Origin of the sequence: Lentzea sp. (genome assembly GCF_035525475.1) — a bacterium.
In the GTDB taxonomy this organism is placed as follows: domain Bacteria; phylum Actinomycetota; class Actinomycetes; order Mycobacteriales; family Pseudonocardiaceae; genus Lentzea.
Map to the genome: position 1 here is coordinate 48815 of NZ_DATLEC010000079.1, position 17212 is coordinate 66026.

A 17212-nucleotide genomic window follows, 5' to 3' on the forward strand; every position below is an offset into this window, starting at 1 on the left:
AGACTAGGAGTTGCCGAAGGCGTCCCGCGACCGCATTTCCGGCTTCCGGGCGAACGGCGACGGCGCCGCCTCCGGAGTGTCCACCTGCATCAGCCCCGCCGCGATCGCCACCGCCCGGTCCCACTCCGGATCCGACGTGTAGTCCGAGTGCGCCGACACCCCGGACCGCCACCGCCGCCCAGGGAACGGCCCCCGCTGCGGATCCGGCAGCCAGTGGTCACCCCCGAGCACCAGGGCGCCGGTCGGCCCGCGCAACGCCGGGGCCAGCGCGCCGACCGAGCCGTCCTGCCGGTACCCGACGCCGAGCAGCATCCCGTCGAACACCTGCCGCCGCCACGTCGTCACCGCGCCGCCCAACGGGTCCGTGCCCCGGCACAGCGCCCGCCAGCGCCCGTCCAGCCCACCGGCGAGCCGTGCCAGCGACGAGTGCGGCACCACGGCCGGGAACGCCCGCGGGTAAGCCCACTGCAGCTGCGACCCGGCCGTCACCAGGCCGATCCGCTCGCGTTCGTACGGCGGTAGTTCCTCCAGCAGCCGTGCCGCCGCGACGGCCACGAGCAACGAGCCCTGCGAATGTCCACAGAGGACGACGCGGGTGCCGGGGTCGCGCAGGTGGTCCCGGACGCGCTCGACCAGTTCCGGCACGACCTTCAACGCGTAGCAGGGCGGCACGATCGGGTGCGCCTCCCGCGGCCAGAACTGCGCGATGTCCGCGATGATCCCCAGCCGGCGGCCGGACTCCGGCTGCCGCGCCGCCAGGTACACCGCGCGCAGCAACGACACCGCGAGCAGGCCGAGCACGCCGACGCCGAGAGCAGAGAACGGGGAGATCCACGTCGCCGGTGACACGTTGCGCACCCGCAGGACCGTGGCGACCACCGCGCCCACCACCAGCACGGACGCGATGATCAGGATCAGGTGGTGTCCGTGGTTGCGTTCCCAGCGCGCCCACCACCACGCGCGTGTCGCGGTGCGTAGGTCGCGCATGCGGCCGGAGTGCAGCAGTGACGCCTCACGCGCCCACACCTTGCCCTTGTGGAACGCCCGCCACCGCACGGCACCGGTGAACGACGCCACCGCGAGAGTGCTCAACAGGCCCAATGCACCCGCCACACCCCATAGCAGCGTGATGTAGTCGTACCCGACGGGCAGGTACAGCTCGCTGCCCAGCGCCTTGCGCACCGGCAGCGCCACTCCGGCGCCGAAACCACCGCCGAGCAACCCGCCGATCGCCAGCACCGGCGCGGCGAACCAGCCGCCCGCCCACGGCCGCAGCTCGCGCGGCATCGCCTTCCAGGAGCCGCGCGCGAGCAGTGCGGCGGGCACCAGCAGGATCGCGAACAGCGCCAGCACGAACGCCATCAGCAACGCCACGACCTGCACCGTCACGTCCGCGCCGGGCACCCTCACCGGCAGCTGCTCCTGCAACGCCAGCGTCGCGACGACCAGCAGGACCGACAGGACCAGCAGCACGCGGCGGGGTTTCTTGCCGAGCGCCGCCCGCAGCCACCGCCCGCCGCGGTGGGGAGCGCCGCCCGTCGGGTCGTCGAGCAGCAACACGCCGAGCACCGGCACACAGGTGAAGACCAGCGCGACGACCCATGTCACCGTGAGCGTCACGCCCATGTCCCCGCCGGCTGTGAGCTGCTTCAGCGGTCCGCCCAGCGAGATCAGCGACGTCACCGCCAGCGCCGCCACGACGTGCAACGACCGCAGCGCGGGGGTGTCCGGGTCGGTCGCGACGTGCGCGCCGGGCAGTCCGGACGTGGGCTGCTGTTCCTTCTTCTCCTCGGCTTCGGCGATCTCGCGGCGCTCGATCCGCCAGTCGACGTGCGAGACCCGCCGCATCACCGCGATCACGAGGATGATCGGCAGCAGCCCCAGGAACGCCCGGAACCACGGGAAGGTGCGCACGTCGTCCGGGACGCTGGTCAGGCACGGGGTGCCTGGACGCAGGCACTGGGCGGCGAGCAGGTCCATGCTGACCACGGAGATCTGCGCGACCAGCAACGCCGTGAGCAGCAGCGCGAACACCCGCAGCAGCGACCGCAGACCGATGCCGAGCAGGTGGGCGGGCAGGTTCCGCTCGGGGACGGGCGGCAGCATCCAGTGCGCGACGTTCGCGACGCTGAACGGGAAGAGCAACGCCCAGGTGGCCTTGGCCACACCCCCCGACGTCATACCGCCCCACAGGTATCCCTCGACCACACGGGGGATCGGACGGCCTTCGGTCTGCAACACTGGACCGGGGGCAGGCCTGCGGAGCCTGTCCGCCGGGCGCACGATGCGTCCGAGCCCGTCCCCCGCGACGTCCACCGCCGCGACGGCGTCGACCAGCGTCTGCGGCGTAGTCCCTTGGACGCCGTGCACCCGCAGTTCGACGACACGTGTGTCCGGGCCGGCAATCAACACCCGAGACCTCCCTCACCCAGAGTAGGGGTCATAGTGGTGCATGAATGGGCGGTATGGTCGGACGACACCCTCTCTGAAGTGCCCTGGAGGACTTCGCAATGACCTCGGACCGGTTGCAGACCCGCAACGGCATCGACTTCGCAGTGGCCGACCTGTCGCTCCACGAGTTCGGCCGCAAGGAGATCCGTCTGGCCGAGCACGAGATGCCTGGCCTGATGGCGTTCCGCCGCGAGTACTCCGGGGTGTACCCGCTCAAGGGCGCGCGCATCTCCGGATCGCTGCACATGACGATCCAGACGGCTGTGCTCATCGAGACCCTGGTGGACCTGGGCGCCGAGGTGCGCTGGGCCTCCTGCAACATCTTCTCGACGCAGGACCACGCGGCGGCTGCCGTCGTCGTCGGCCCCCACGGCACCGAGGAGGAGCCCAAGGGCGTCTCCTGCTTCGCCTGGAAGGGCGAGACCCTGCCGGAGTACTGGTGGACCGCCGAGCAGATGCTCACGTGGCCCGACGGCAAGGGCCCGAACATGATCCTGGACGACGGTGGCGACGCCACCCTGCTCGTCCACAAGGGCGTCCAGTACGAGGCGGCCGGTGTCGTCCCCGCTGCTTCTGACGACGACTCGGAGGAGTGGACGATCATCCTCGACACTCTCCGCGCCTCGCTCGCCAAGGACGGCAAGAAGTGGACGAACATCGCCGAGGACATCCGCGGCGTCACCGAGGAGACCACGACGGGCGTCATGCGCCTGTACCAGCTGGCCGCCGCCGGTGAGCTGCTCTTCCCGGCGATCAACGTCAACGACGCCGTCACCAAGTCGAAGTTCGACAACCGCTACGGCATCCGCCACTCGCTGATCGACGGCATCAACCGCGGCACCGACGTCCTGATCGGTGGCAAGGTCGCGGTCGTCTGCGGCTACGGCGACGTCGGCAAGGGCTCGGCCGAGTCCCTGCGCGGCCAGGGCGCCCGCGTGATCGTGACCGAGATCGACCCGATCTGCGCCCTGCAGGCCGCGATGGACGGCTACCAGGTCGCGAAGCTCGAGACGGTCCTCCCGATCGCCGACATCATCATCACGACGACCGGCAACAAGGACGTCGTGACCGTCGAGCACATGGCGCAGATGAAGCACCAGGCGATCCTGGGCAACGTCGGCCACTTCGACAACGAGCTCGACATGGCCGGTCTCCAGCGCTACCCCGGCATCCGCAAGAACAACATCAAGCCGCAGGTAGACGAGTGGATCTTCCCGTCGGGCCGCACGATCATCGTGCTGTCCGAGGGCCGCCTGATGAACCTGGGCAACGCCACGGGCCACCCGTCGTTCGTCATGTCGAACTCCTTCTCCAACCAGGTGATCGCGCAGATCGAGCTGTTCACCAAGTTCAAGGAGTACGACAACGAGGTCTACCGCCTGCCCAAGGTGCTGGACGAGAAGGTCGCGCGCATCCACCTCGAGGCACTCGGCGGCGAGCTGACCAAGCTCACCAAGGATCAGGCCGAGTACATCGACGTGGACGTCGAGGGCCCGTTCAAGCCGGAGCACTACCGCTACTGAGTTCGTTCGGCAGGGGCCTCCCGCGCGCTGTGCGGGAGGCCCCTGTTTCATGTCCACCGTGGGATTCTTCGGCACCTATGCCTACGAGCACGGCCAGTGGAAGACGCTGTCGGAAGGCGAACTGCCACCGCTGGCCGAGCCGTCATTCTGGATCGACATCCACGACAGCGACATCACCTCGGTCGTCTACGCCCCCGTCGGCCCCGGCAGCGGCGTCGCGTACCTCGGGCTGACGCCGCGCACGTACTTCGAGAACCCGAACGCCTCCGACCCGACCGACGTCCTGCGCGAGGCCTCCGGGCTCGCGGCGTGGTGGGCGCTGTCCCACCCCTCGGGTGACGTCGTGGCGAAGCAGGCCGAGCTCCTCGCGTTCCTGGCCGAGGACGAGGACCCGAACGAGTTCGAGTGGGACGAGTCGGAGGACGTCGACGAGATCGACGACGGCGAGGTGTTCGTGGAGGTGAAGACGAAGCGGTTCCTCGCGGCGCTGGACCTGCCGCTGCCTACCGAACTCGGATGAACCCCTGCCAGGCCTCGACGCTGAAGCTCAGCTCGGGGCCCGCGGTGTTCTTGGAGTCGCGGACGCGCACGGCCTGGGCGAACGCCACCTCGACACAGTCGCTGTCGACAGAATCGCCTTCGCTGTAGCTGCTCTTACGCCAAGTGCAGTCTCCGGCCACTGAGGTCCTCCCGCGATCGGCTGGCGAAATTCGCCACCATCGTTCGCGATTGTTCCTCATCAAGCGCGAGGGCATCCAGCCTCGTGAAGATCGACTTGCAGCGCTTGACGCCCGCCAGGTCCTGGACGAAGACCTTGGCGATGTCAGATTCGGTGAAGGCCACGCCGCTGCGCTTCTCGTACTGCCACAGCACGTAGTTGGCCATGAAGACACCGCTTGGACCGCAGGCAGCAGGCACGATCCGGACGACGTGTGTGCGGTAGAGCAGCCTCATGAACTGGTCTTTCATCACCTCGTCGCTGCCCACCTTCACACGCAGCGCGTTCTCGTGGATGTACAAGGTGCACGCCGGGCGGTCGGGTCGCAGCAAGATCGCCTGCCGGTTCATGCGGAAGCGGACTGCTGCCTCTATCAGGTCCGGGGTGAGCACACCGCGAGCCTCGAACACCGCCCGCGCGTATGCCTCGGTCTGGACCAGGCCGGGAATGGTCGTGATGTTGTACGTGGTGATCTTATGGGCGGTCGAGTCGGCCATCGCCATCGTGCGCAGGTTGTCCGGGACCTGGACGAAGTAGTGGTCGAACGCCGACCTGTACCTGTCCAGGAAGTCGTGGATGAACTCCTGGCTCCGCCCGCACCGCCCCAGGTACTGGACGAGGTCGATCTCGGTGGCGCGCACCTTCCCGTTCTCGATGTTCGAGACCTTGCCCGGATCCCACCCGAGCATCCGGGCGATCTTCCGGCCGCGGAAGGTCGTGTAGCGCTCCCGCACCTGTCGCAACTCGTCGCCCAGGTCACGGCTGTAGGGAGTGGACGGATCGCCGTTCATGGGATTCGACGTTAAGTGATGGAGAAGCAACAACATCGTGCTCAAACGGGTGGAATCGCGATTGACGGCCGGGTTTTACTGACCACGTGCGGACGACCATCATCAAGAAGACCCTGCGCGTGCCCGCTTCGGACGGTGCGCCGGGCGACGGCGCCGCCACCGCGCGGCAGCTGGACGCCACGCTGATCAGCTCGGGCTTCAAGGCCTCGCGTGAGCTGCTGGAGCACGTCGGCGGTCTCGCGGACGCCGAGGGGTTCGCCGCCGAGGTCGTCAGGGCGGTCAAGGACCTGATCGGCGCGCGAGCGCAGCACAACCCCTATTTCAAGGAGTTCCCGCACAACGTGCCGGACACCCTCGCCTTCTGGCGCGAGTGCCTGCGTGACGCGGTCGAGAAGGGGATCAAGCCCACCAACAACCTCCTCGAACTGCCCAAGTACGGCCGCGTCCAGCACACGTACGAGGAGATGCTGCGGGCGCACGACGAACTGATCCCGTCGCTCAAGGACCGCATCACGGTCGTGCACCTCGGTGGCACGCTCGAAGAAGAAGCGCGGCGGCTGTTCGAAGAGCTCGCGTCGAGCCCGATCCCGCTCGCGGAGAACGACAGGGTCCTGCTCGGCGAGCTGGCCGTGCTGTGCCCGGACGTCAAGGTCGAGGTCCCGATCAGGGAGAACCGCGCGATCCTCAACGCCGTCCGGCTCGTCGCGCAGCGGCCCCTCGAGGACATCGACACCGTCACCGACGTGCTGCGCCTCGCGGCCGAGGCGTCCGGGGGAGACGTCACGCTGGACGAGCCGACGCGCTTCCGGTCGTTCCGCCGGCCCGAGCGCCGGGCGTTGCTCGGGGCGTTGGACGAGGTGGCGGCGAGCAAGTTCGGTGACGTCCACCAGAACCGCGAGGCGTGGAAGCGGCTCGGCGAGCGGTTGCACCCGCACGAGTACCCGTTCGAGAACGCTCGGGACGTGTTCGCGGTGGCGCGCGGGGAGAAGACCGCGCGGTCGTTCGCCGGGCAGGTCGAGACGGCGTTCGCCGAGAACGACGTCGAGCGCGCCGCGCGGATCCTCTCGAACGCGCCGGGCTTGTTGTTGCGTCAGGTGGACCGGCTGCTCAGGAACGGTGCCGCGAACCTCGCCGAGCACGTCGAGGCGGCGGTGCCGGAGGTGTCGAGCCGCGTCCTCATCTCGTTGCTGGAGCACCTGGAGAACCGCACGACGCCGGACACGGCCCGCGTCTTCGCGTCCCGCAGCCGCAGGGTGTGGATCGCGGACGACGAGCGCGTGCCGCTCGACCCGGACGCCGTCGCGGCGATCACCCGCGTGGTCGAGGACGAGCTGGTCCGCCGGCTGCCGGAGTACTCGGAGCTCGTCGTCGACGACGAGGTGCTCGACGTCGTGGTGCCCGTTTCCGGGACGGAGGAGGGCTTCGGCGTGCTGCCGCGCGGGTCGAAGCTGTCGCTCGACGGTGACGTGCTGCGGTTCTTCGTGCACTGGCGGCAGCACGCCAAGCGGACCGACTACGACCTGTCGGCGGTGCTGCTCGGCGAGAACTTCGAGTTCCAGGGCCACGTCTCCTGGACGCGGTTCAAGCTCGGGGGCGCCTACTACTCGGGTGACGTCACCGACGCCTCCGACGGTGCGACGGAGTTCGTCGACCTGCACCGGAAGGTGGTGACGGCCAAGTACGTGGTGCCGCAGGTCAACATCTTCTCCGGCGAGGGGTTCGACGACGTCGCCGAGTCGATGTTCGGGTTCATGAGCCGCGACCGCGCTCAAATGGGCAAGCCGTTCGAGCCGAGCACGGTCCGGGCGCGTTCTTCCATGCGTGGTAAGGGGAAGGTCGCGTTGCCGGTGATGTTCGAGCGGCAGGACGACGCCTGGATCGGAACGTGGCTGCACCTCTACCTGCGTGGTTCGGCGTGGGGCAACCGGGTCGAGGAGAACCGCGACGTGGTCAAGCTGATCGCCGCGGCTGCTTTGCGGCGCAAGTACTTCACCGTGGCGAGGGTGAGGGACCTGTTCACCCGCAAGGGGTCCACAGAGGACGCCCCGGCGATCCGCATCGGGCTGGCGCAGGAGGACGGTGTCACCACGGTGGCGGAACTCGCGAAACTGCTGTCGGACTGAGGGGCCTCACTGCTACCGTTGTCCACGCGAGGCCATGAGGGAGCTTCCTCCTAAACTCTGGAACCAGTCTGGTCTTCGGACCGCTGGTCTTTAGCCCCCTCGCTCTCCTCGCACTCCACTCAGGGGACGTGGGTCCGCAGAACACGCGGACCGCGTCGCTCGAGGTGCCGTCTGGGGACACCCCAGACCCCGGGCTAACTCCACTCGACGGCGATGCCCGCGATCCCCGGCCCGACGTCGCCGAAGTACGCGCTGACGACGCCGCCGAGCCCGCACACCAGCTCCTCGACGTCGACCGGCGTGGCGTCGGCCGAGGCGCGGAACTGCTTCATGCAGCGCGCGGGCATCGCGCGTCGGTGGAACGAGAGCTGCACGAGGTACGAGCCGCACGCGTCCCGGAACGTCCGGTGGCTGCCCGCCGTCGAGCCGCCCGTGTCGTCGACGACCGTGAAGCTGAAGACGTGCTCCTCGCCCGCCGCGAGCCGCCGGTCGAACAGCAGCTCCACGGCCAGGTTGCGGGAAGCGCTTTCCCTGCGCAGACGGCCCTGGCGGCAGCCCTCGCCGGCGCGCACCAGGGCGTTCTCGATCAACGAACCCTCGTCGCCGCGGTGCACGGCCAGGTATCGGTCCGGACCCTGCCGCACCGCGCGCACGACCAGTCGTGTGGTGATGGAGCGCTGTTCGCGGTGCATGCCGATCTGCACGGTGTCGTGCACCGAGAGCACTTCGAGGTCGGCGTTGCCCCGCGCGGCCTCCGGTACGGAGTCGAACGTCGCGAGCAACGGCGCGTGGTCCGGCCAGGTCGCGACGGAACGCGGTGCGTAGGAGTTCGCCTGACGCGGGCCGATGAGGTCCAACAAGGACGATGGCGGCAGACGGAGCACGGACTCCAATGCGCGCACGGTCGTGATGGCGCGCGGAACCTCGGGATGGCGCAGTCCCCGTTGCCAGTACGACAGGGTCGACTGACCAACTTGGACACCGAGTTGTTCGAGATGGGCGCGCAGCCGTGCGAGTGAGAGACCCCGATGGGCGATCGCCTCGCGCAGCGCGCGGTGGAAGGGCCCGTAGCGCAGCGTCTCGGCGAGAGGGGTCGGCAAACCCCCGGTCGGGGTACCGATCGGTTCGTCGACCGATCCGGCGTGCCCGGAATCCGCGGCCACCGCGGCACCTACCCTTCACACACGCGCCGTGTGACTGTTCACCGTAGTCACTCGTTCTGGTGATCGAAAGATCGGATTTCGCCCGTGTGGGGGATCCGTTACGGCCGTGTGAGTGGCCGGTACCGGTTCCGTCTACTGTGCGCGCGTGGGAAAGCTCGTAGTGATCGAAGGTCTGGACGGCGCCGGCAAGCGCACGCTCGCCAACGGGTTGACCGAGGCGCTCAGCGCTCAGGGCAGGACCGTGGCCACTTACGCGTTCCCGCGTTACGGCGTCAGCGTGCACGCTGACCTGGTCCGCGACGCCCTCTACGGCACGATCGGCGATCTCAGCGACTCCGTCTACGGGATGGCCGTGCTCTACGCGCTCGACCGGCGCGGTGCGGCCGACGAGATCCGCAAGGACCTCGAGGAGCACGACGTGGTGCTCCTCGACCGCTACGTGGCGTCCAATGCCGCGTACAACGCCGCGCGGCTGCACCAGGACGAGACCGGCGAGTTCGTCGAGTGGGTGCGTGCGCTGGAGATCGACCGCTTCGGTCTGCCCGTTCCCGATCTGCACCTGCTGCTGCGCGTGCCCGTGGAGGTCGCGGCGGAGCGTGCCGCCAAGCGCGAGCAGGACGACGACTCGCGGGCGCGGGACATTTACGAATCCGATGGCTCGCTGCAGGCCCGGTGCGGACTCGTTTACGACGGATTGGCGAACGTCGGCTGGCTCGCGCCGTGGCAAGTGGTCGACGGGCGGTCAAACGTGAACTTTTCTTCGCTTCTGGGATCGATCTTCACTCCTTGAGTGGTCGCTCACGTGTGTACCGGTTGACACGATCGTGTGTTCACCTCGTCACTGTGAGTGCATAGGAGATCACAATTTGAAGCGTGTACTGCAGCGCCCACCGGTCGGTGTCGCCCGTACGGCGGTGCTGATCGCTGCCGCCCGCGCACAGGAGCAAGGCCGGCTCGACCGCCTCTTCGACGACCCGCTGGCCGCCGGGCTGGTGAAGGCGGCCGGGTCCGCGGACGACCTGAGCGGCGTCCGCACCCTCGCGGGTGACCACTTCGTCCTGCGCACCCGGTACTTCGACGACGAGTTGCTGACCTCCGCCGCACCGCAGGTGGTGATCGTGGCGGCGGGACTCGACACCAGAGCGTTCCGCCTCCAGTGGCCGCCGGGCACAACGCTGTTCGAGCTCGACCTGCCCGAGCTGGTCGAGTTCAAGGAGGACGCGCTGCGCGACCTCGGTGCCAAGCCCCTCTGCGACCGCACCGCCATCCCGTGCGACCTGCGCGAGGACTGGCCGACGGCGCTGATCCGCGCCGGGTTCGACCCAGGCAGGCCCGCGGCCTGGCTGGTGGAGGGCCTCTTCATGTTCCTGCCGCCGGACGCGGGCGCGCGGCTCCTGCACTGGGTCGGCGCCCTGTCGGCCCCCGGCAGCACGCTCGCGCTGGAGCACGTCAACCGCGCGTTCCGCGGGCTGCCGCAGATGCGGCCGGTGCACCGGCGGTTCGACACGATGGACGCGCGCTGGCAGTCCGACGTGGAGGATCCCGTCGAGTGGCTCGACGGGTACGGCTGGGACGCCACCGTCACGCACCAGGTCGACCTCGCCGCCCGGCACGGCCGCGCGGTCCCCGCGATCACCGACCCGCGGAAGGTGGGCGCCGCGCGCATCTGGCTCGCGTCCGCGGTGCGCACCGGCTGAGAACGCCTGGTAACGAAAGGTGTTCGCCGCGCGGTTACTCCCGCGACGAGCAGGCCGAATCGGGCGAGGTGGGACACGTGGAACGACAGTTCCGGCCGGTTACCGAACGAGCGCACACCGCCACCAGCGGCAACGGAGCCTGGGTGGTGCGCGAACGCGCGACCGGGAGTGCGACGATGTTGAGTATGAAGGCACGCGTGCTCGTCGTCGATGACGACCCCGCCCTGGCGGAGATGCTGACGATCGTGTTGCGCGGGGAGGGCTTCGACACCGCGGTGGTCGCCGACGGTGCTCGTGCCCTGCCCGCGCTGCGCGAGCTCAAGCCCGACCTCGTGCTGCTCGACCTGATGCTGCCGGGCATGAACGGCATCGACGTCTGCAAGGCGATCAGGTCCGAGTCGGGCGTGCCGATCGTGATGCTCACCGCGAAGAGCGACACGGTCGACGTGGTGCTGGGCCTCGAGTCCGGTGCGGACGACTACGTGGTCAAGCCGTTCAAGCCCAAGGAGCTGGTGGCCCGCATCCGGGCGCGCCTGCGCCGCACGGAGGCCGAGCCCTCCGAGGTGCTCCAGATCGGTGACCTCACGATCGACGTCCCCGGCCACGAGGTGCTGCGCGAGGGCAGGCCGATCCAGCTCACGCCGCTGGAGTTCGACCTCCTCGTCGCGCTCGCCCGCAAGCCGCGTCAGGTGTTCACCCGCGAGGTGCTACTCGAGCAGGTGTGGGGCTACCGCCACGCCGCCGACACGCGCCTGGTGAACGTCCACGTGCAGCGGCTGCGGTCGAAGGTCGAACGGGACCCGGAACACCCCGAGGTGGTGTTGACTGTCCGCGGTGTCGGGTACAAAGCCGGCCCTCCGTGACAGGTGGCGTATGAAGTTCGTTCGGCCGGTCGTCGCGAAGATGCGCTTCCTCGTCGAGGAAGCGCGCAAGCGATGGGCCGCGTTTGGTGACCTGTGGCGACGTTCGCTCCAGCTGCGCGTCGTCGTGTCGACGCTCGCGCTCTCGTCCGCCGTGGTGTTCGTGCTGGGCATGGTGCTGCAGATGCAGATCACCAACCAGCTGCTGAACACCAAGGACGAGGCCGCGGTGCGCCAGGCGATGGCCTCGCGCAACCTGATCCAGTCCGACCTGGTGGGTCTCAACCCCGGTCCGGACAGCGTGCAGACGCGGTTCACCAGCGCGATCAACAAGCTCGCCGTCGGTGGCTCCGGAACGGACGCCACCACGGCGGGGGCCGGCGCGTTCGAACCGGTGCTGGCCGACGGGCTGGGCTCGGCCAGCGCCGGGCGCGTGCCGTCCGTCGGGCCGCTGGAGGACGTTCCCCGCGGCCTGCGCGAGATGGTCGAGAACGGCGACGAGGGCACCCAGATCCACACGGTGCAGCGCGACGGCACGGCCACCACGCTGTTCGTCGTGGGCCTGCCGATGAGCACGTCCGCCCGGTCGATGCAGCTGTACCTGATCTTCCCGCTGACCGCCGAGCAGCGCACGGCCGAGGTCGTGCAGTCGACGCTGGCGGTCGGCGGCATCGTGCTGCTGGTCCTGCTCGCGCTGATCGCGAACCTCGTGACCCGCCAGGTCGTGCGGCCCGTGCGGCAGGCGGCCGAGGTCGCGGAGCGGTTCGCGGACGGCGTCCTGCACGAACGCATGCACGTCGTCGGCGAGGACGACGTCGCGCGCCTGGCCGAGTCGTTCAACGAGATGGCCGAGTCGATCCAGGCCCAGTTCAAGCAGCTGGAGGAGTTCGGCCAGCTGCAACGCCGGTTCACCTCCGACGTCTCGCACGAGCTGCGCACGCCGTTGACGACGGTGCGCATGGCCGCGGACGTCCTGCACGCCTCGCGCGAGCAGTTCCCCGCCGGTCTCGCCCGCTCCACCGAGCTGCTGGTCGACGAGCTCGACCGGTTCGAGTCGCTGCTGGGCGACCTGCTGGAGATCTCCCGCCTGGACGCCGGTGTCGAGGAGCTGACCGCCGACCAGGTCGACATCCGCGTGCTGGCGCGCCGCGCGCACGACTCGGTGCGCGCGATCTCGACGAGCGCCAACTCGCCCGTGGTACTGGACCTGCCGGAGTCCGAGCTCGTCGCGGAGCTCGACTCCCGCCGCGTGGAGCGCATCCTGCGCAACCTGCTCGCGAACGCCATCGACCACGGCGAGGGCCAGCCGGTCGAGCTGACCATGCGCGGCAACGACAACGCCGTCGCGATCACCGTGCGGGACCACGGCGTCGGCCTGCGCAAGGGCGAGGCCGAGCTGGTGTTCAGCCGCTTCTGGCGCGCCGACCCGTCCCGCAACCGCCGCACCGGCGGCACGGGCCTCGGCCTGTCGATCTCGCTGGAGGACGCCCGCCTGCACGGCGGCTGGCTGGAGGCGTGGGGCGAGCCCGGCCACGGCGCCGTGTTCCGGTTGACGCTGCCCCGCAGGCACGGCGAGGAGCTGCGCGAGAGCCCGCTGCCGCTGGCGCCCGCGATCGACGGCGTCCCCATGGCCGTGTCGGACGAACCGCACGCGCCAGAGGAGCCCGAAGAGGTCGAACTGAGGCCGGAGGAGCTCACCTGGCAGCCGGCGCAGCCCGTGGACGCGCCCGAGGAGCCGGAACCCGAGTCCGACCAGGACTCCGAGCCGGCGTCGTCGAGAGAGGTTTCGGAGGAAGTGCGGTGAAGCGGCTGACGGTGCTGGTGCTCGCCCTCGTGACCCTGTCGGCGTGCGCCGCGATCCCGACGAACACCCAGCCGAAGCCGATCGGCACCAAGGACGGCAAGTCGTCCAACACGGTCAACGCGCCGGAACCGCGGCAGAACATCGACCCGTTCATGCTCGTGCGCGACTTCATCGACGCGACCTCGAACCCGGAGCGGGACTTCGCGGCCGCCCGCGCCTTCCTGACGTCCGAGGCGAACCAGAAGTGGGACACCAAGAACCCCACGATCATCGACCCGACGTTCGCGACCGTGCCGACCTCGCAGGCGCCGCAGACCCCGCAGGACAAGACGCAGACCGTGCTGCTGCAGGGCAAGTACGTCGGCCGCCTGGGCAACGACAACTCGTTCGTGCCGCGGCTCGGCGACGTCTCGCAGGTGGTGAAGCTGGAGCGCAACAGCGAGAACCAGTGGCGCATCTCCGAGCCGCCGCCGGGCGTCTACATGCCGCAGAACCAGTTCATCACCAACTACCGCCGCGTCACGCTCTACTTCTACAACCCCGAGTTCACCGTGCTGGTGCCGGACCCGCGCTACGTCGTGATCCCGCCGGCCACGAGCATCCCCACCCGCGTGACCGAGCTGCTGATCAAGGGCCCCGGCGACGCGGTGCGCGACACGCTGGTGAGCGCGCTCGGCCCGGACACCGACGTCTTCTCGGAGACCAAGGAGTCCGACGACGGCGCGATGGAGGTCAACCTCACCAAGGTGGGCAAGGACCTGACGCCCGAGAAGAGCAAGCAGATCGTCGCGCAGATCGTGAAGTCGTACTCCGGCGTCACCTCGTCGCGCGTCCGCGTGCTGGTCGACGGCCAGCAGATCCTGCCCGACCAGCGCGACTACCGGCCCTCCGACGTGTCGGCGACCGCGGGCGAGTCGTTGCTGGCGCTGAACGCGAACCTCCAGGGCATGCTCGTGGTGGACGGGGCCGTCCGCTCGCTGACCGACGGCAACCCGATCAAGGGCCCGGCCGGCGCCGGCGTCTACAACGCCGTGAGCGCCGCCCAGTCCCTCGACGGCTCGCGCCTGGCCGTGGTGACACGGGCGGGCGGTGGCATGCGCCTGCGCGTGGGCGAGCTCGAACAGGACCTGTCCGAAGTGGACCTGCGCGCCACCTCCCTCTCGCGTCCCACGTGGCTGCTCTCCAGCGGCCCGAAGGAACCGGGCGCCGAGGTCTGGACGGCCGTCGACGGCGGCTCGGTGGCCCGCGTGACCCGCTCGGACAGCGGCTGGACCGCCAAGGGCGTCAACATCACCGACATCACGCCGTTCGGCGCGATCAGCGAGCTGCGCCTGTCCCGCGACGGCACGCGGGCGGCCCTGGTGATCGCGGGCAAGCTCTACGTGGCGTCCGTGGTGCGCAACAACCAGGACGTGGCCCTGCGCTCACCCCGCCAGGTGCAGCCCTCGACGCTCGGCGCGGCCGTGCAGTCGATCGACTGGCTCTCGCAGGACGTGCTGGTGGTCTCCTCCTCCCTGCCGGCGCTGCCGGTCACCAAGGTCTACGCGGACGGCTACAAGCTCGACCGCTACAGCCAGTCGAACCTGACCGTGCCGGTCGCATCGGTGGCGGCGGCGCCCGCACGTCAGGTGCAGGTGATCGATCCTTCGGGGTTGTGGTCGGCCTCGGACATCACCGACGTGTGGCGGTCGAGCGGGATCCGCGTGTCGCAGGGCGCGCTGGTCTTCTACCCGGGCTGAGGCCGCGCTCCGGACGGTGCGAGGCGCTCGGCGAGCGGTACCACTGCGGACGAGCCGAACGGCGTGCCGTCCCGCGGCTCGGACCGTAACCGGTGGACAACGCGACCACCTCCGTGCGCCCGTGAACTCCGGTCGCCCCGGTGCATGGCCGAGCCGGTGCCCGGCTGAACCGGTGGCCGCCCGATCCGGTGCCCGCCCGAGCCGGCGGCCCCTCCTACTGCCCGGGCTGGTGCGGCCGGGCCGAGGTCAGCACCACCACCGCGTGCGTCCGCACCCCGGCCCCGCGCAACGCCCGCACGCAGGCCGAGGCCGTGGCCCCGGTCGTGATCACGTCGTCGAGCAGCACCGTGGTCCCCGGAGGCGGCCGGCCGCACACCTCCACCCGCCCGGCCAGGTTCCGCCGCCGGGCCCCGGCGGTGAGCCCCACCGAGTCGGCCACCCCGGCGCCGAGCCGCAGCACCGGCGCCACCGAGGCGATCTCCACCTCCCTGGCGATCCGCAGCATGTGGTCGCCGCCCCGCTCGCGAGCCGCGCTGCGCCGGGAGGGTGCGGGCACGAGCGTCCACGGCCCCTGCCCCACCGCGATCAGGGCGCACGCCACCACCGCCCCGAACCACGCTGAGAGCGCCCGTGCGCCCCGTTCCTTGAAGCCGAGCACGAGTTCCCGCGCGGCACCGTGATAGGCCGCCAGCGTCCACACAGGCGGCCCCACGCCGGGAACCCGGATCGGCTCCGGAGGGCCGAGGCCCGCGAAGCACGTGGCGCAGCAGGCGGTGCCGTGGAGGCCGCAGCCGGCGCATGTGGACGGCAGGACGAGGTCGAGAGCTGTCATGGGTCCAGGATGGCGACGAGGTCTGACAGAAAATCCGGGAAATCCGGGCCGGCTTCGGTGCTGGGCCTTTCGGCACCGCCCACAAGGGTGAAGTTCCGGTTGCGTTGTCGATCTCCACAGGCCACGTGAGGTGGGTGGAGGCCCTGCTCGGCGCCGGTTCTGCGACGGTTTCCCAAGATCCGCTGACCCGCTGCCACCCGTTTGTGCCACCGTCTGTTGACCCGGCGTTTCAGAACGGGGACGTCCGCCTCCGGCACCCCGGCCGCGACGCCGGGAGGTCGCGGCAACGCCTCCTGGGATGACTCCTGCGAGAGCCCGTCACACCCCGTCAGGGTTAACGATTATTCACATGTCTTGCTGACCAGCGGTTATTCATGGGAATACCGGCGAACAGAGTACGGCGAGTGATCGCCGCCCTTGTCCGGGAATGGGCGGAATCCACCGTTCAGCCGGTCGTGACTGCCTCGTGATCGCGCATCGGCACCGATCAGTTCAGTTGTGAGAAGGGCCGCGCGGTCTCACCGAGTGGTTCGGAATCGATCTATTCCAGGTTTCGGGAACATGACGCGGGGGCCGCCCGTTGGCTGGGTATGAGGCCGCGCCGGGACCCGTTTGACGCAGCAGGGCTGCCGTCGAGTGTCGGCCCGTTCCTCGGCCGTACGGGTGAGCGAGGTGTATGGGAGTGTGGTTCGGGGCACGCTCGGGAAACGTTTGGCAACGCGCTGTCGTCGCGCTGCGTAGTCACCGAAAAATCTCGTCCTTCCCTCGGCAAGGGGGCTTACGCGACGGTGAATCCCAAGCTAACGTGCACCGCTATCAGCGTTCCCGGCCCTCGGGGAGGAGGCGAACAGCCCATGACCCTGGCGCCGTGAGAGCCGCGGAGGACGACCCTCTGCGACGCAATCCGCGATCCATGATCGCCACGGCGCGCTGAATCAGTCCAGCCAAAGCTCGCAGCAAAGCGAGGGAGGTCGTGTATGGACATCGTCGTTAAGGGCCGCAACGTCGAGGTGCCCGATCACTACAGGGTGCACGTCGCCGAAAAGCTGGCCCGGCTTGAGCGCTACGACCGCAAGGTCATCCGCTTCGACGTGGAGCTTTTCCACGAGCCGAACCGCCGCCAGTCGAAGAACTGCCAGCGGGTCGAAATCACCGGCAAGGGACGTGGACCCGTGGTCCGTTCCGAAGCCTGCGCGGGTGACTTCTACGCCGCACTGGACGCCGCGGTCGCGAAGCTCGAGAACCGCCTGCGCCGGTCTCATGACCGCAGGCGAGTCCACCACGGGGCCCGTGCCCCGATCTCGGTGGCGGAAGCGACAAGCGGACTGGCTGAACCGTCCGCAGGCGAAAGCATGACGTCGCGCCGCGCGAAGACCGCGGTGCTCGACGCACCCGAGGCCGACTACGAGGGCATGGCGGAAGTGCCCGCGCAGCGGTGGGACGACGGCCTCGAAGACAAGTTGCCCGGACGCGTCGTACGCGAGAAGGAGCACGCCGCCAAACCGATGACC

Annotated in this window: 14 protein-coding genes; 9 read left to right on the plus strand and 5 right to left on the minus strand. The window is 69.5% G+C overall.

The window, feature by feature from the left end; translation table 11 throughout:
- Positions 1–3: 3 nt before the first annotated feature.
- Positions 4–2412: a hypothetical protein gene (locus VM306_RS14465; RefSeq protein ID WP_325515229.1), complete on the minus strand. Its 2409-nt coding sequence runs from the start codon at positions 2410–2412 to the stop codon at positions 4–6.
- A 98-nt stretch (positions 2413–2510) separates the two neighbouring features.
- On the opposite strand from VM306_RS14465, the gene ahcY reads away from it, so the two are divergent.
- Complete coding sequence (gene ahcY, locus VM306_RS14470) at positions 2511–3974, plus strand: adenosylhomocysteinase (protein ID WP_325515231.1); 1464 nt, start codon at positions 2511–2513, stop codon at positions 3972–3974.
- Between the two features lie 49 nt (positions 3975–4023).
- Positions 4024–4494, plus strand: a complete 471-nt coding sequence (locus VM306_RS14475; RefSeq protein WP_325515233.1) for a hypothetical protein — start codon at positions 4024–4026, stop codon at positions 4492–4494.
- Here VM306_RS14475 and VM306_RS14480 read toward each other — a convergent pair.
- Complete coding sequence (locus tag VM306_RS14480; protein WP_325515235.1) at positions 4478–4582, minus strand: DUF397 domain-containing protein; 105 nt, start codon at positions 4580–4582, stop codon at positions 4478–4480. The two genes, VM306_RS14475 and VM306_RS14480, sit on opposite strands and share 17 nt — an antisense overlap.
- Positions 4583–4628: 46 nt before the next feature.
- The gene (locus tag VM306_RS14485; protein ID WP_325515237.1) at positions 4629–5483 is read right to left on the minus strand and encodes a helix-turn-helix transcriptional regulator; all 855 of its coding nucleotides are present in this window, start codon (positions 5481–5483) and stop codon (positions 4629–4631) included.
- Positions 5484–5569: 86 nt separating this feature from the next.
- Here VM306_RS14485 and VM306_RS14490 point away from each other — a divergent pair, with 86 nt between their 5' ends.
- Entirely contained in the window at positions 5570–7606 is a 2037-nt protein-coding gene (locus tag VM306_RS14490; protein ID WP_325515242.1) for a hypothetical protein, read from the plus strand.
- Between the two features lie 194 nt (positions 7607–7800).
- Here VM306_RS14490 and VM306_RS14495 read toward each other — a convergent pair whose 3' ends face one another.
- On the minus strand, positions 7801–8769 hold the full coding sequence (locus tag VM306_RS14495) for a hypothetical protein (protein ID WP_325515246.1): 969 nt from the start codon (positions 8767–8769) through the stop codon (positions 7801–7803).
- A gap of 145 nt (positions 8770–8914) precedes the next feature.
- Between VM306_RS14495 and VM306_RS14500 the strand changes: the two genes are divergently transcribed.
- The 5 genes from VM306_RS14500 to VM306_RS14520 all read left to right on the plus strand — a co-directional run bounded on the left by VM306_RS14500 (position 8915) and on the right by VM306_RS14520 (position 14869).
- Complete coding sequence (locus tag VM306_RS14500; protein ID WP_325515250.1) at positions 8915–9559, plus strand: dTMP kinase; 645 nt, start codon at positions 8915–8917, stop codon at positions 9557–9559.
- Between the two features lie 76 nt (positions 9560–9635).
- Complete coding sequence (locus tag VM306_RS14505; protein WP_325515252.1) at positions 9636–10466, plus strand: SAM-dependent methyltransferase; 831 nt, start codon at positions 9636–9638, stop codon at positions 10464–10466.
- 185 nt (positions 10467–10651) lie between these two features.
- Entirely contained in the window at positions 10652–11329 is a 678-nt protein-coding gene (gene mtrA, locus VM306_RS14510) for an MtrAB system response regulator MtrA (RefSeq protein WP_030471262.1), read from the plus strand.
- Positions 11330–11339: 10 nt separating this feature from the next.
- The gene (gene mtrB / locus VM306_RS14515) at positions 11340–13130 is read left to right on the plus strand and encodes an MtrAB system histidine kinase MtrB (protein WP_325515254.1); all 1791 of its coding nucleotides are present in this window, start codon (positions 11340–11342) and stop codon (positions 13128–13130) included.
- Positions 13127–14869: an LpqB family beta-propeller domain-containing protein gene (locus tag VM306_RS14520; protein ID WP_325515255.1), complete on the plus strand. Its 1743-nt coding sequence runs from the start codon at positions 13127–13129 to the stop codon at positions 14867–14869. Before mtrB ends, VM306_RS14520 begins: the two co-directional genes overlap by 4 nt.
- 214 nt (positions 14870–15083) lie before the next feature.
- Here VM306_RS14520 and VM306_RS14525 read toward each other — a convergent pair whose 3' ends face one another.
- A complete protein-coding gene (locus VM306_RS14525; RefSeq protein WP_325515256.1) occupies positions 15084–15701 on the minus strand; it encodes a phosphoribosyltransferase in 618 nt (205 codons plus the stop codon).
- Between the two features lie 977 nt (positions 15702–16678).
- On the opposite strand from VM306_RS14525, the gene hpf reads away from it, so the two are divergent.
- Positions 16679–17212, plus strand: a 534-nt coding sequence (hpf, locus tag VM306_RS14530) for a ribosome hibernation-promoting factor, HPF/YfiA family (protein WP_325515257.1), incomplete at its 3' end; no start/stop codon positions are given.